The organism is Micrococcoides hystricis (genome assembly GCF_042434215.1).
GTDB lineage: Bacteria > Actinomycetota > Actinomycetes > Actinomycetales > Micrococcaceae > Micrococcoides > Micrococcoides hystricis.
Map to the genome: position 1 here is coordinate 72,287 of NZ_JBHLUB010000026.1, position 14,342 is coordinate 86,628.

Sequence of the window (14,342 nt, forward strand, 5' to 3'; positions counted from 1 at the left end):
TGGCGCACGAAAAACTTTTTAACAGCACAAAGCCGGGTGAGTGACGCATGCTGTGCTGCGGCGTCTCACCCGGCCTCGTAGTGGGGTCGTTGCCCTCGCTCTTTAGTTCAGCGGAGTCGCTTCCGCGTGCTGGGCCGCCAACTTCATGTACGTCTTAGCGTTGTTCAGCAGGCCAGCTTGCTCCTCCTCGGTGAGCTCCTTGCGCACCTTGCCGGGGACACCGGCGACGAGGGAGCCCGGTGGGATGACGGTGCCTTCCAGCACCACCGCACCGGCCGCAATGAGGGAGTTCGCCCCGACGACGGCGCCATTCATGATGGTGGCGCTCATCCCGACGATGCAGTTGTCCTCCACGGTGCAGCCGTGCACGACGGCGTTGTGGCCAACCGAAACGTTCTCGCCAACGGTGCACGGGAAACCAGGATCGGCGTGCAGCACGACGTTGTCTTGCAGGTTAGAGTTCTTGCCCACCCGGATCGGGGCGGAGTCACCGCGGGCCGATACGCCGTAAAATGCGGAAGCTCCGTCCTCGAGCTTCACATCCCCGGTAATGGCCGCGGTAGGAGCTACGTAGACGTTTTCACCCAAGACAGGGGTTGCGCCGTTGACAGTGTAAAGATGAGCCATGTCGTCCTTCGTGTTGGTGTGACTTCGTGACTGGGCCTGTGTAAGCAGGTGCTGCCTTTGAGCTTAGTCGACCAGCCACCGCCAAGCACCCGAAAGCTACGCAGGTGACCGGCAGGCCGGCTAGCTGAAGACGACTGTGCGGTTACCATCCATCAAGACGCGACGGTCTGTGTGCCACTGAACCGCTTTGGACAAGGTCTGTCCTTCGACGTTGCGCCCGATGGCCACCAGCTCTGCAGCAGATTCACTGTGCGTCACCCGGACCACGTTCTGTTCGATGATGGGGCCCTCATCCAAGTCCTCGGTCACGTAATGGGCCGTGGCGCCAATCAGCTTCACGCCACGCTCGTGAGCCTGGTGGTAGGGGCGCGCGCCCTTGAAGGCGGGCAGGAAGGAGTGGTGGATGTTGATCGCTTTTCCGGCCAGCTTGCTGGTGAGCTCGTCCGAGAAAATCTGCATGTAGCGGGCCAACACCACCAGCTCGATGTCATACTCATCGATGATCTTCAGCAGCCGGGCTTCTGCTTCTGGCTTGGTGTCCTTGGTGATCGGGATCTGCTCAAAGTTGATCCCGTAGAAGTAGGCGTGCTGCTTCAGATCCTGGTGGTTGGAGACCACCAACGGCACATCAATGTTCAGCTGGCCCATGTGGTTGTTGAACAACAGCTCGTTCAAGGTGCGAGGATCCTTGGAGCACATGATCAGGGTCCGGACCTTGTCGGACTTGCGGTACAGGCCCAGTTTCATGTCAAAACGTTCCTTGACCGGCGCCATTTTCTCTTCCAGTTCTTCGAAGCTGCCGGTAGCGTCCGCTTCGATCCGCAAGAAGAAGGTTCCCGAGTCAGGGGAGTAGAACTGCTGAGATTCGGCGATGTTGCCGCCGATCTCAAGCAGCACCTCGGAAACGGCGTGGACAATGCCCGGCTGGTCTTTACAGGCAACGGTCAAGATAAAACGTTCGGTCATGGAAATACTCTCTTTGCGCAAATCTGGTTCGCGTGAACCACGTGGCTCAACGCTGGTCGCTGGTGCTATTGAAACACCACGGGTGGTCAAATGCTAGTCAGTTCCGGCCCTGAAGACTCCAGAAATGAAGTCCGCAGTGACAGGCCGGAGAGGGCGGTCAAGGGCGGATCAGAAGACGGAGCGCAGGCTGCGCTCAAACTCCTCAATGTGGTCGATGGTGGTGGCGGCAGCAGCGTCGCCATCGCCGGCGATGATGGATTCCAGCAGGTCAACGTGATCAGAAAAATGGGTGGCCAGCCCCGGGATCCGATGAATGGCCAGCGTCCAAATCCGGGTGGCCAAGTAGTGGTAGCGGGCCAGCACGTCGGCCAGATGGGTGTTGCCGCAGGCGGTATAGATCCCGTGGTGCACTGCGACGTCCAGCCGCAGTAGGGTCTGTGTGCCCTCGCTGGAGAGAAGGCCGGGCGCGGCCAGGGATTCTGCTCCTTGTTCAGCGGTGAGTTGGGTGACGAGGTCGCGGATCTCTGCGAGGTGATGGCGCTGGGTGGGCGTGGCGCGGTCCGCGGCGGCGCGGGCGGCCAGCGGCTCCAAGGCCAAACGCAACTCGGTGATCTCTGCCAGCTCGGCGATGTCGACGGTGGTCGCGAAGGTGCCCCGGCGCGGGTAGCTGACGACCAAGTGGTCCATTTCCAAGCGCTTGAGTGCCTCGCGGATGGGGGTGCGGCCCACGCCCAGCTCGCTGGCCAGCTCGGACTCGTTAATGGGCGAACCTGGCTGAATCTGCAGCAGCACCAATTTTTCTTTCACCGCACCGTAGGCGCGATCGGCCATGGACGTGCTGCTGACACCCCATTGGGGCATCGTGGTCAGGGTGGCAGTCATTGGGCTACTTCCTCGTCGATCGCGGTGTTGGTTCGGGCGGCGTTATTCCCGATGTTCTCATATATCAGCTGCTCTGGAAGCGGTTTCTGCGGATTATGAGCTATCAACTAGTGCAGCAAGCCGCGGTTTTTGGACTCATCCAAAAAGAGTTCGGAAAAACCCTTGACCGGGGTGTGAGCTGCGCCATAGCATGATCAACATCTTATATATCAGTTGTTGACCAAGGTTTTTAAGATCTATTTGAAAACCTCTAGGGAGCATCCGTGACAGAAACCACCACCGCCGCAGTGACCAACCTTGATTCCGACTTGGCCACCCTTGACCCGGAAGTCTACCGGGAAATTCAGCACGAATTAGACCGTCAACAGAACACCTTGGAAATGATCGCCTCGGAGAATTTCGCCCCGCTGGCCGTCATGGAAGCCCAAGGCTCGGTCCTGACAAACAAATACGCTGAAGGCTACCCCGGCCGTCGCTACTACGGTGGTTGCGAGCACGTGGACGTGATCGAATCGCTGGCCATTGAGCGCGTCAAAGCCCTCTTCGGCGCCGAACACGCCAACGTTCAACCGCACTCCGGTGCTCAGGCCAATGCCGCCGTCATGTTTGCGCTGCTCAACCCCGGAGACACCATTCTCGGTTTGTCGCTGGATCACGGCGGACATCTGACCCACGGCATGCGGCTGAACTTCTCCGGCAAACTCTACAACGTCGTCCCGTACGAAGTTGAGCGCGAAGACGCCCGCATCAACATGGACAAAGTTGCGGCGTTGGCACGGGAACACAAACCAAAACTCATCGTTGCCGGCTGGTCCGCCTACCTGCGCACCCTCGACTTTGAGCGCTTCCGGCAGATCGCCGACGAGGTGGGCGCCTACCTCATGGTGGACATGTCGCACTTCGCGGGCTTGGTGGCCGCAGGGCTACACCCCAACCCGGTTCCGCACGCGCACGTCACCACGACCACCACCCACAAGACCCTCGGTGGGCCTCGAGGCGGGGTCATCCTCACCAGCAATGAGCTCGCCAAGAAGATCGACTCCGCGGTCTTCCCCGGCCAACAGGGCGGCCCGCTTGAACACGTGATCGCGGCTAAAGCCGTGGCTTTCAAACTTGCGGGTGAAGAGGCTTTTGCCGACAGGCAGCGGCGTACACTTGCTGGCGCCAAGATCTTGGCCGAACGTCTGAGCCAAGAGGACGTGCGCCAAGCGGGGATTTCACTGGTCTCCGGCGGAACCGATGTGCACTTGGTCCTGGTGGATCTGCGTGATTCCGTGCTCGACGGCAAACGCGGTGAAGACCGCCTGCATCGGGCCGGCATCACGGTCAATCGCAACTCGGTACCGTTCGATCCCCGGCCGCCCATGATTTCTTCCGGCCTGCGGATCGGAACCCCGGCGCTAGCCACACGCGGCTTTGACGAGAAGGCATTCGCCGAAGTCGCGGACATCATCGCCGGTGTGCTGCTGGCCGACACCGAAGACGAAGCCGCCGAAGCGGCCACCCTAGAAGAACTTTCTGAACGGGTACGTGCGCTCGCAGACCGCTACCCGCTCTACCCACACCTGAACGACTCAGCGACGTAAGGACAATTCAGCATGAGCATCAAAATCGTCGACAAGGACGTGCTGAACACCAATCAGCGTGAACTGCCTGAACACCCGGACTTCATGTGGGCCAACCCGGATCCGAAAAAGTCCTACGATGTGGTGATTATCGGCGGTGGCGGCCACGGTCTGGCGACCGCCTACTACCTAGCCAAGAATCACGGCATCACCAATGTGGCGGTCCTGGAAAAAGGCTGGTTGGCCGGCGGCAACATGGCCCGCAACACCACCATCATCCGCTCCAACTACCTGTGGGATGAATCCGCCGGGATCTACGAGCACTCCCTAAAGCTCTATGAGGGACTCGAAGAAGAACTGGGCTACAACATGTTCTTCTCCCAGCGCGGAGTACTCAACCTGGCCCACACCCTGGGGGATGTGCGTGAGTCCGTACGTCGGGTCGAAGCCAACCGGCTCAACGGTGTGGACTCAGAATGGTTGGACCCGCAGCAGGTCAAAGAAGTTTGCCCCATCATCAACATCAACGATGACATCCGGTACCCGATCATGGGGGCCACCTACCAACCCCGGGCTGGCATCGCCAAGCACGACTGGGTGGCGTGGGGCTACGCCAAACGCGCCGCTGAGCTCGGGGTAGACCTGATTCAGAACTGTGAAGTCACCGGCATCATGCGTGAGGGAAACCGGGTTACCGGTGTCCAGACCACCCGTGGCACCATCGCCGCCGGCAAGGTGGCGCTCTGCGCGGCCGGGCACACCTCCGTGCTGGCCGAGCTGGCCGGCATCAAGGTGCCCATCCAGTCCCACCCCCTGCAGGCATTGGTGTCAGAGTTGCATGAAATGGTGCACCCCACCGTGGTCATGAGCAACCACGTGCACGTCTACGTTTCACAGGCGCACAAGGGCGAACTAGTCATGGGCGCGGGCATCGATACCTACAACGGGTACGGCCAGCGCGGGTCCTTCCACGTCATCGAACACCAGATGTCCGCCGCGGTTGAGCTGTTCCCAATCTTTGCCCGGGCCCATCTGCTGCGTACTTGGGGTGGCATTGTCGACGTCACTTTGGACGCGTCCCCGATCGTGTCCAAGACCGAGGTGGACCAACTGTACGTCAACTGTGGTTGGGGCACCGGCGGGTTCAAGGGCGTGCCGGCCGCCGGCTACACCTACGCCCACACCATCGCCGAGGACGAACCCCACGAACTCAACGCCGGATTCAGCCTCGAACGCTTCGTCACCGGCAACCTCATCGATGAGCACGGCGCCGCAGCCGTGGCCCACTAAGACCGCACACCTGATGGAGAACGAATCACCATGTTGATGATCGAATGTCCGTTCTGCGGACTGCGCGCCGAAACCGAATTTTCCTACGGAGGCCAAGCCCACGTCGCCTACCCGGCAGACCCGGAAGCGTTGAGCGATGAAGAATGGGCGCACTACCTGTTCTACCGGGAGAACCCGAAAGGCTCCTTCTACGAACGCTGGGCGCACACCGCCGGGTGCCGCAAATGGTTCAACGCCCTCCGCGACACCCACAGCTACAAGATCGCCGCCACCTATAAGCTCACGGATCCGAAACCGGAACTGCCGCAGCCGCCGCAAGCACAACCAACCTTGGCGCCACCGGCCAGCTGAGATGCACCACAGACCAGAAAGAGAGTGAAACCATGACTGAAAAAGCTTGCGCAGCCCACCGCATCGGTGATGGTGCTGCCGCCGGTTCGCTGACTTCGGACACCCCCGTGACCTTCACCGTCGACGGCGAGACCTACACAGGGCTGGCCGGGGATACCCTGGCCTCCGCGCTGCTGGCCAACGGCCGCATCCGGGTCGGCGATTCTATCTACCGCCGCCGTCCACGCGGGATCCTGTCTGCCGGCGTCGAAGAACCGAACGCCTTCGTCCTAGTTGAGGGCGAGCACAACGAATCCATGTTGCCGGCAACCACCGTGGAAGCAGTCGAGGGACTCTCGGCCCGGCTCCTAGAAGGTATAGGGACCTTGGATGCCCGCAAGGACACCGAGGAATACGACAAGCACACCGTTCACGTTGAAGTTGCCGTCGTTGGTTCGGGCCCGGCAGGGCTGGCGGCCGCGAAAGCCGCCGCTGCCTCCGGCAAACGCGTGGTGTTGCTGGAACAGGACCATGCCTTTGGCGGCACCCTGTTAGACGTTCTCGCCGATGACGAGACCAGCCGCATCGATGAGGTGCCGGCAGCCGATTGGGCCGCCCAAACCGTGGCTGAACTGGAAGCGGCCAAGAATGTTCGCCTGCTCAAACGCACCACCGTGTTGGGTTCATACGACAATAACTACTTGGTGGCAGTTGAGGACCGCGAGGGCGGTTACCGGGCCGCGGGCCAAGAACGTCCCGATGGGGTCTCCCGGCAGCGGCTCTGGCACATCATCGCCAAGGAAGTCGTGCTGGCCACCGGCGCTTTCGACCGGCCGCTGGTCTTCGCCAATAACGACCTGCCCGGTGTGATGTTCGCCTCCGCCGTACAACGCTACCTGGGCCGCTACGGGGTGTTGGCGGGCAAGAACATGGTCTTCTTCACCACCCATGACGGCCCATACTGTACAGCAATTGCCGCGGCACGGGCCGGGGCAGAGGTGACGCTGATCGATTCGCGGGCCGATTCAGCGCAGACGGCCGCGGCCGAGGCCGCCGGTGTTCGCGTACGCCACAATTCCGTGGTGGTAGACGCCGAAGGCGAAGACTGCGTGCGCGCCGTATGGGTAGCCACCCGCGGCGCCGAAGATCAAGCCGAGCAACTGGACGCTGACCTGCTGGTGGTCTCCGGTGGACTCTCCCCGAACGTGAACCTACACTCCCAGCGTCAAGGCCGCATGCATTGGGACGAGCAGCTGGCCGGCTTCGTGCCGACCGCCGCGGTAGAGCACCAGCACACCGTTGGTGCGCTGAACGGTAGCTACAGCTTGGCCCGTGCGCTCGCCGAAGGCACAGCAGCCGGCACCGCCGCAGCCGCCGGCCAGAGCAGTGACTTCTACGATCCGGAAACCGTTTCCGCCCGCGTGGCTGAGACCGGCCAAGCAGACCAGCTTTGGTTCGTACCCGGCCGTCAAGCACACCAGTCACTCGGTCACGAGGCGACCCAGTTGGAAGCGCTGGCGGACTACTTTGTCGACTATCAGCGCGATAACACCGTCCGGGACGTGCTGCGCGCCACCGGCGCCGGCATGCTGTCGGTGGAACACGTCAAACGCTACACCTCCATCTCGACCGGTGTGGAACAGGGCAAAATCGGTGGCGTGGCCACCATCGGGCTGATTGCCCAGGCCATCACCGGTGGGGAAGTGAACTCAGTGGCTACCGGCCAGCCAAGCCAGCAACCAGCCAACACCGCCGCAACTGCGGCGACTGCCGAAACCGGACAGGCCCAGCCGCGCCCGGTATCCCCGGGACAGATCGGTACCACCACGTTCCGTGCCCCCTTCACCCCGGTCGCTTTCGCCGCGCTGGCCGGCCGTGCCGTCGGGGAGCTCTACGATGCCGCCCGGGAGACGAACATCCACCCGTGGCACGTCGAGCACGGTGCGCTCTTTGAAGACGTGGGTCAGTGGAAACGGCCCTGGTACTACCCGCAGGACGGCGAAGACATGGAGGCCGCCGTCGCCCGCGAATGCCGGGCGGCACGTGAATCGGTAGCCTTCATGGACGCCACCACGTTAGGGAAAATCGACATCAAAGGCACCGATGCGGCGGAGTTCCTGAACCGGGTCTACACCAACGGGTTCCTGAAACTGCCGGTGGGTAAGGCCCGTTACGGGATCATGTGCACCCCCGATGGCATGGTGTTCGACGATGGGGTGACCACGCGCTTGGCGGAGGATCACTTCTTCATGACCACCACGACCTCCGGTGCCGCGGACGTGCTGGAGTGGCTGGAAGAGTGGTCGCAGACCGAATGGCCGGAGCTGGACGTGGTGTTCACCTCCGCCACCGAGCAGTACACAACGATTGCTGTGGTCGGGCCGAAGTCGCGGGACGTCATCGCCAAAGTGGCCCCAGACTTGGATGTGTCCAAGGAGGGCTTCGGGTTCATGGAGTACCGCAACACCACCCTGGCCTCCGGCATCGACGCCCGCATCGTGCGCATCACCTTCTCCGGCGAACTGGCCTACGAGATCAACGTGCCCACCTACTACGGGCTGAAGGTCTGGGAGGATGTGGCCGAAGCCGGCGCCGAATTCAACATCACCCCGTACGGGACCGAAACGATGCACGTGCTGCGTGCGGAGAAGGCCTACCCGATCGTGGGCCAAGACACCGATGGCACCGTGACCCCGCAGGACTTGGGCATGGACTGGATTGTCTCGAAGATCAAAAAAGACTTTATTGGCAAGCGCTCCTACAGTAGGCTGGCCAATACTGCCGCCGACCGGAAGAAATTGGTCAGCGTCCTGCCGGTCGACACAGCCCTGAAACTGCCGGAAGGAACGCAGCTGGTGCGCGCCGAAGACCTCGGCGACTACACCGGGGAGAACCTACCGGATCGCCCAATCCCCATGCAGGGTTTTGTCACCTCTAGCTACCACTCCCAAGCCCTGGGCCGCAGCTTCGGCCTAGCGCTGATCAAGAACGGACCGGACCTCATCGGGCAGAAACTGATGGCGTCCTTCGAGGGCCAGCTGGCCGAAGTCGAAGTCGGTCCGACCGTCCTGTTTGACCCAGAAGGAGAACGCCGAGATGGCTAACGCAACCGTACTTTCTTACCGTCGCAGCCCCGCGGGGGACCGGCACGAGCAGATGGCGGCCGCCAGCAACGAGCGGGTGGCCCTGAAAGAAGTCCCGTTTCAAACCCAGATTGGGCTGCGCGCCGAACTGGGCTCGGAGGCGGCACAAGCCCTAGAGAACCTGTTCGGTGCGGGCCTGCCGGAACGGGTCGGCCACGTGGTTCCGGTGCAACAACCGGTGCCGGGCCAGCTGCTGTGGCTGGGACCGGATGATTTCCTGCTGGTGGCCGCCGATGAGGCGGAGCTGGACCTCAGCTCGGCCGAACTGGCCGCCGAATTGGCCAAGACCATCGGCACCCACCGGGGCCAAGCCGTGGAACTGACTGCCAACCGGACGGTGCTGGAACTGTCTGGGCCCCATGCCACCGACGTGCTGTACAAGATGGTCGAAGTGGACGTGCACCCTGACGTGTTCGCCGTCGACACCGCCATCCTGACACTGGTGGCCGGCTCTTCGGTCGTGCTCTGGCGCACCGCGGCCGAGACCTGGTGGCTGCTACCGCGCGCCTCGTTCACCCCGCACACCGTGAACTGGTTGCTGGACGCAATGCGCGAGTACGTTTAGCCCTTGTTTCTTCCTCTACCAGCCCCGATAGCCACGAACTAGGAGTCAGTTTCTATGTCTTTGAGTGTGTTGGATTTGTTTTCAATCGGCATCGGCCCGTCCTCGTCCCACACGGTGGGGCCCATGCGGGCGGCCAAGCAGTTCATCGACTTGCTGGCCGAAGCGGACCAGCTGCACAGCACCGCCCGGCTGAAGACCGAACTGTTCGGCTCCCTCGGGGCGACCGGGCGGGGCCATAGCTCCGACTCCGCAGTGCTGTTGGGGCTGGAAGGGGAAGACCCACAAACGGTGGACACCATCGCGGCCCCGGGCCGGGTCCGCGACATCGTGGCCGAGGGCCGGCTACGGCTAGCGGGCGAACACGAGATCAACTTTGACCGGGAAACAGACCTCATCTTGCACATGCGCAAGTCGCTGCCGGCCCACCCTAACGGGATGACCTTCACGGCCTTCGCGGCCGATGGGACGGTGCTGGCCGAACGCAGCTACTATTCGATCGGTGGCGGCTTTGTGGTGGACGGGGACGCCTCCGAGGAAGACACCGTGGTGGCGGATCAGACGGAACTGCCATACCCGTTCTCCACCGGGGATGAGCTGTTGGAGGTTTGTACCCGCCACGAGATGACCATCCCGGAAGTGATGGCAGCCAACGAGGAGGCCTGGCGGCCCGCAGAGCAGACCCGGGAGGCGCTGCTGCACATCTGGTCGGTCATGCAGGAGTGCGTGGAGAACGGCTCCAACCGGGACGGTGTCCTACCCGGAAATCTGATGGTCCCGCGACGGGCCGCGAACCTGAAGAAGACACTGGAACACCTAGAGAGCATGTACGACCGCTACCAGGACCCGATGCGGGCGATGGAGTGGGTCAACCTGTACGCGCTGGCGGTCAATGAGGAGAACGCCTCCGGCGGCCGCATCGTCACGGCTCCCACCAATGGTGCCGCGGGCATCATCCCGGCCGTGCTGCACTACTACTGGCATTTTGTGGATGGGGCCACCGAGGACGGGATCGTGGACTTCTTGCTCACCGCCGGCGCCATCGGGATCCTCTTCAAACTCAACGCCTCCATCTCCGGGGCCGAAGTGGGCTGCCAGGGAGAGGTCGGCTCCGCCTGCGCGATGGCAGCCGGCGCACTCTGCCAAGTGCTGGGCGGCAGCCCGGAACAGGTGGAGAACGCGGCGGAGATCGGCATCGAGCACAACCTCGGGCTGACCTGTGACCCGGTGGGCGGACTGGTGCAGATCCCGTGCATTGAGCGCAACGCGATGGCCTCCATCAAGGCGATCAACGCGGCCCGGCTTTCCATTCACGGCGATGGTAGCCACAAGGTGAGTCTGGATGTGGCGATCAAGACCATGAAGGATACCGGGGCCGACATGAAGAAGAAATACAAGGAAACCTCACGCGGGGGGCTGGCCGTCAACGTGATCGAATGCTAACCGGGCAGGCGCCAGGTCAGTAAGATCGAGGGTGGAGGATGCTCTGACGATCACACTGAGAAGGAGAGCTACGTGAACAACCCCGACGCGCACACCCAGCCCGAGCAGGCAACGGAGCAATCAACCAAGGAAGGCTCGGCTTCTGAAGGCCGGCCAGTTGCGCTGATTACCGGGGCCAGCAGCGGCATCGGGCGGGCCGTGGCCGTGGCGCTCGCGGACACCCATCACATTGTTGTTGGGGGCCGGGATGTGCAGCGCGTGAACGAGTTGGTGGAGCAGCTGCCAGCAGCCAGCCCGTTTGTGGTGGATCTGCTGGACTCGGACGCTGTGCGACGGGCCGCTGCCGAGGTGGTGGAGCGCTTGGGCCGGGTTGATGTGCTGGTGCATTCGGCCGAGATGATGTTCAAGGCGCCCTCGGAATCCTTCACCCGAGTTCAGTGGCGTCACGGCTTTGAGGTGAACGTGTTTGCCCCCGTCGAGCTGACGAATGCTCTGCTGCCTACGCTGCGCGCCAGCCACGCGGACGTAGTGTTCTTGAACTCCGGTTCCGGGCTGTACACCTACCCCGGCGGCACCCTGTACTGCGGGACGAAGTTTGCGTTGAAGGCTTTCGCTGACGCGCTGCGTGAGGAAGAGCGAGCCAATGACGTGCGGGTGATCTCGATTCACCCCGGCCGCGTGGCGACCCCGATGCAGGTGCATGCTCGGGCCTTGGATAACCTGCCGTATGAACCTGAAAAGTATGCAACGGTGGAGGATATCGCAGCGACGATCAAGGTTGCGTTAGAGACGTCCCGGGCGGCCACCGTTGAGACGGTGGTGGTGCGGCCGAGCCGGGCCTAAGCCTGGATAGGGGCGGGACTGGGGCCGGGCGTACCGGCTGGATGAAGCTAGAACGGTGGTTGATCTGTCTGCGCTAGCCGTGCCCGGTAGTCCTCCCACGCCTCGGCGTCGAGGGGTAGCTGCGGCTGGGTGGTGGTGTGCCGACCGGTGGCCGCGTCGGTGAACGTGCGTGCGCCATCGCCGCTGTGCGGTGCAGCTGTAACCGACCACCAACGGGCGGACAGTCCGGTGTGGTGGTGACGGCACTCCAGTTCAAGATTGGTGTAGCTGGTGGCCCCGCCGTGAGCCCACGGGTCGGTGTGGTTCAGTTCGCAGTCCCGAGGCGGCACATGGCAGCCGGGGTGTCGGCAGTGCTGGTCACGGGCGATGATGAGTTCTTTGAGTGCTTGATCCGGCTGGTGTCTTCGCCCTAACCCGAGCGGGTAACCGGAAATCGGGTCGGTGATCACGGTGCGCATGAACTGGGCCCGGTGGAAATACTCTGCGGCCGTGGCGGTATCGAGGTCCTCGCCGCTGACGAGATCGCGGGCAGTGGGCCGTGCACTTCCGACGACGGCTGGGTGAGGGCTGATGCGTTCTTCTGCCGGTTGTGAAAAGTGCTCCCGGTTGGCGAGGGCTTGGCGGTGCAGTTCCGGATATTTGTGCTCCAAATAGCCCAGTTGGTCCTCGGCTAGGCATGCTCCCAGTCCGATGGCGTCCTCGAGGTCGAGCAGCAGGAGGACCGAGTGGGTGCTCTTGCTGGTTGCCTCGGCCGTACTGCTGGCGTCGGTTCCGGTGAGCAAGGTGTGGACGAAAAGGTCTGCTTCGAGCTGGGTTCTGGTGCGTCCTGCGGCTTGGCCCTTCTTGTGTGCCGCGTTGGCGGCTGCCTTGATTTTCCGTTCGATGGCGTGGGCCTGCGTCGTCGGGATGAAACCGGTGATGGTTGACATGCCGTCGCCGCAATCGTGGACGCTGATCCGTCGTGCAGCGTGGGCATCACTGTGCCGTTGCTGGGCGTTTTTGGGGTGGTGTTGTTCGCGCAGGTTTCTGGCTTGGCGGCGGAAGTCTTCCTCGGTGGGAGCCGTGCCGGCCGTTTCGGCAAGTGCTGTTCCGAGCTGGGTTTTGCCGACTCGACCCGTTCGAGTTCGCGCTGGTAGGCACCGGAATCCCACGGATTGCCCTCGGGGTCGCGTTTGGGATGAGGCGGTGCGATCGAGGAGAGCTGCCAGGCTGCCTCGGTGACCGAGTCGGCGGAGATGGTGCCGGCGGCAAGTTCTTTCAGCAGGCCCTGACCGTGTTGGTGCAGATTGATACTGAGGCGCAGCAGTTTCTTGGCCTTGGCCTCGGAGATGCCTTTGAGTTGGGCGAGGGTGGTTGTTGCTCGGCGCAGCAGCTTGCCGTTGTCCAAGTCTTGCGCTTTGGAGAGGGTGAGCGTGGCGGCCGTGACGCGCGGATCTTGTTGCTGAGCCAGCAGCAGGATGAGGGTGAAACATCGAGCTAGGTCTGCTGCTGCGTGTTGCCGGTGGACCCGTTCAGCGTCCTCGATCTGCGTGCAGAGGGCGTCCATGGTCGTGGCATCTGCCGAAGCGAGAATCGGTGCTGGTGTACTGCCCATGGGTCCTCCTCACAAAACTGCTCGTGCGACCTCGCATTTGCCTGATCGAGGTGCCCTTCACGCTAGCTGGGGTTTGGCTCCGGCGAGCAGGCAGCAGGCTCGGCAGAAAGGACAGGCCGTTGAGCATGAGCAGGTGTGGAGGAAGCTGTAGTTTAGGGGCGGTTGTCACCGGGACCGGGGTGGGTTCGCCAGCTGGGTCCGGTTTGCGATGGGGGCAGCGCTTCTTCCGGTGATTGATCAGGTTTGATGAGCTTCCAGACGATGAAGGCTGCGACCAAGCCGATCACCAGACCAGGCAAAAGTTCGCCGAGGACCGGCTCGGTTTGGAGAGCTTCGAGGAACTCCAAGTCGGGGCGGTGATGAAGCAGGGTGTTGGCTGCGACGCCGGCGTGAACGGTGCCAGCGGTGAGGGTGCCTGCGATGAGCTGGCGGACGAAGGTGTCGAGTCTAGGCCAGAAGAACACGAGCAACCAGTAGACCGTGATGCACAACAGCAGGCGAATGAGTAGGGCTTGGAGCTGTTCGCCGTCGTGGAAGAGTTCGGCCCAGTACCAGAGGAAGAAGTCCACGCCCAGCTTGAAGGAATAGTGCAGCATGAACGCGATGGCATGGTAGAGCTGGTAGAACACCTCGGTAAGTACGCCAAAACCCAAGGCCAGCAGGAAACGGGTTTTGAGGGGGATGACCCGCTTCAGAGGCTGCCGGGGGTCTCGGGGATTGCGTGGATCGTAGTACCCCGACACCGACGCATATGCGGGGTGGGTTGAGGCCGTTGAGGCGACGGTGGGCGTCGTCGGGCCGCTGATACCACGGAACTGGGGGCCGACAACCCGGTCTTCGTCGGAGTCCTGAACGGGGTCCGGCGCGGAGTCTGCATCGGCGGCATTCAGGTCCGTACCGGTGCGGGAGCGGAAGGGGGTGTCATAGGGGGTGGGTGAGTGGTCGAGCATCTTGCGCCACGAGTGCCGGAAGACCCACCCGAGGATGGCCGTGGTGAAATGGTCCGGGTTTTCTTCCTAGGCGTTTACCCTGATTTCTATTGTTGCTGACAGCTGGTGTTGCTGCCAGTAGTCGGTCTCGACTTCGGCTGGTGTGCG

13 protein-coding genes are annotated in these 14,342 nt (G+C 62.5%); 8 read left to right on the plus strand and 5 right to left on the minus strand.

Annotated elements, in window-relative coordinates:
• Window positions 1–102: 102 nt before the first annotated feature.
• From ACFFFR_RS05735 to ACFFFR_RS05745, 3 genes are all read right to left on the minus strand, one after another.
• Window positions 103–627 carry a gamma carbonic anhydrase family protein gene (locus ACFFFR_RS05735; RefSeq protein WP_377458613.1) on the minus strand — a complete coding sequence of 175 codons (525 nt, stop codon included), beginning with the start codon at window positions 625–627 and terminating at the stop codon, window positions 103–105.
• A 120-nt stretch (window positions 628–747) separates the two neighbouring features.
• On the minus strand, window positions 748–1,593 hold the full coding sequence (purU, locus tag ACFFFR_RS05740) for a formyltetrahydrofolate deformylase (RefSeq protein ID WP_377458615.1): 846 nt from the start codon (window positions 1,591–1,593) through the stop codon (window positions 748–750).
• 168 nt (window positions 1,594–1,761) lie between these two features.
• A complete protein-coding gene (locus ACFFFR_RS05745; RefSeq protein ID WP_377458616.1) occupies window positions 1,762–2,475 on the minus strand; it encodes a GntR family transcriptional regulator in 714 nt (237 codons plus the stop codon).
• Between the two features lie 263 nt (window positions 2,476–2,738).
• On the opposite strand from ACFFFR_RS05745, the gene glyA reads away from it, so the two are divergent.
• The 7 genes from glyA to ACFFFR_RS05780 all read left to right on the plus strand — a co-directional run bounded on the left by glyA (window position 2,739) and on the right by ACFFFR_RS05780 (window position 11,651).
• Window positions 2,739–4,061: a serine hydroxymethyltransferase gene (gene glyA, locus ACFFFR_RS05750; protein ID WP_377458618.1), complete on the plus strand. Its 1,323-nt coding sequence runs from the start codon at window positions 2,739–2,741 to the stop codon at window positions 4,059–4,061.
• A gap of 12 nt (window positions 4,062–4,073) precedes the next feature.
• Window positions 4,074–5,330 carry a sarcosine oxidase subunit beta family protein gene (locus ACFFFR_RS05755; RefSeq protein WP_377458620.1) on the plus strand — a complete coding sequence of 419 codons (1,257 nt, stop codon included), beginning with the start codon at window positions 4,074–4,076 and terminating at the stop codon, window positions 5,328–5,330.
• Between the two features lie 30 nt (window positions 5,331–5,360).
• Entirely contained in the window at window positions 5,361–5,681 is a 321-nt protein-coding gene (locus ACFFFR_RS05760) for a sarcosine oxidase subunit delta (RefSeq protein ID WP_377458622.1), read from the plus strand.
• Between the two features lie 32 nt (window positions 5,682–5,713).
• Window positions 5,714–8,764 carry a 2Fe-2S iron-sulfur cluster-binding protein gene (locus tag ACFFFR_RS05765; RefSeq protein ID WP_377458624.1) on the plus strand — a complete coding sequence of 1,017 codons (3,051 nt, stop codon included), beginning with the start codon at window positions 5,714–5,716 and terminating at the stop codon, window positions 8,762–8,764.
• Window positions 8,757–9,368 carry a sarcosine oxidase subunit gamma gene (locus ACFFFR_RS05770; protein ID WP_377458626.1) on the plus strand — a complete coding sequence of 204 codons (612 nt, stop codon included), beginning with the start codon at window positions 8,757–8,759 and terminating at the stop codon, window positions 9,366–9,368. The genes ACFFFR_RS05765 and ACFFFR_RS05770 overlap by 8 nt, the downstream gene beginning before the upstream one ends.
• Window positions 9,369–9,422: 54 nt before the next feature.
• Window positions 9,423–10,808 (plus strand): L-serine ammonia-lyase, encoded by a 1,386-nt coding sequence (locus ACFFFR_RS05775; RefSeq protein ID WP_377458627.1) that lies wholly within the window; start codon window positions 9,423–9,425, stop codon window positions 10,806–10,808.
• A gap of 72 nt (window positions 10,809–10,880) precedes the next feature.
• The gene (locus tag ACFFFR_RS05780) at window positions 10,881–11,651 is read left to right on the plus strand and encodes an SDR family oxidoreductase (RefSeq protein WP_377458629.1); all 771 of its coding nucleotides are present in this window, start codon (window positions 10,881–10,883) and stop codon (window positions 11,649–11,651) included.
• Between the two features lie 47 nt (window positions 11,652–11,698).
• Here ACFFFR_RS05780 and ACFFFR_RS05785 read toward each other — a convergent pair whose 3' ends face one another.
• Window positions 11,699–12,802, minus strand: a complete 1,104-nt coding sequence (locus tag ACFFFR_RS05785) for an HNH endonuclease signature motif containing protein (RefSeq protein WP_377458630.1) — start codon at window positions 12,800–12,802, stop codon at window positions 11,699–11,701.
• A gap of 26 nt (window positions 12,803–12,828) precedes the next feature.
• Here ACFFFR_RS05785 and ACFFFR_RS05790 point away from each other — a divergent pair, with 26 nt between their 5' ends.
• A complete protein-coding gene (locus tag ACFFFR_RS05790; RefSeq protein WP_377458632.1) occupies window positions 12,829–13,131 on the plus strand; it encodes a hypothetical protein in 303 nt (100 codons plus the stop codon).
• 266 nt (window positions 13,132–13,397) lie between these two features.
• Here the strand turns inward: ACFFFR_RS05790 and ACFFFR_RS05795 are convergent, their stop codons facing one another.
• Entirely contained in the window at window positions 13,398–14,195 is a 798-nt protein-coding gene (locus ACFFFR_RS05795; protein ID WP_377458634.1) for a hypothetical protein, read from the minus strand.
• Window positions 14,196–14,342 lie beyond the last annotated feature (147 nt).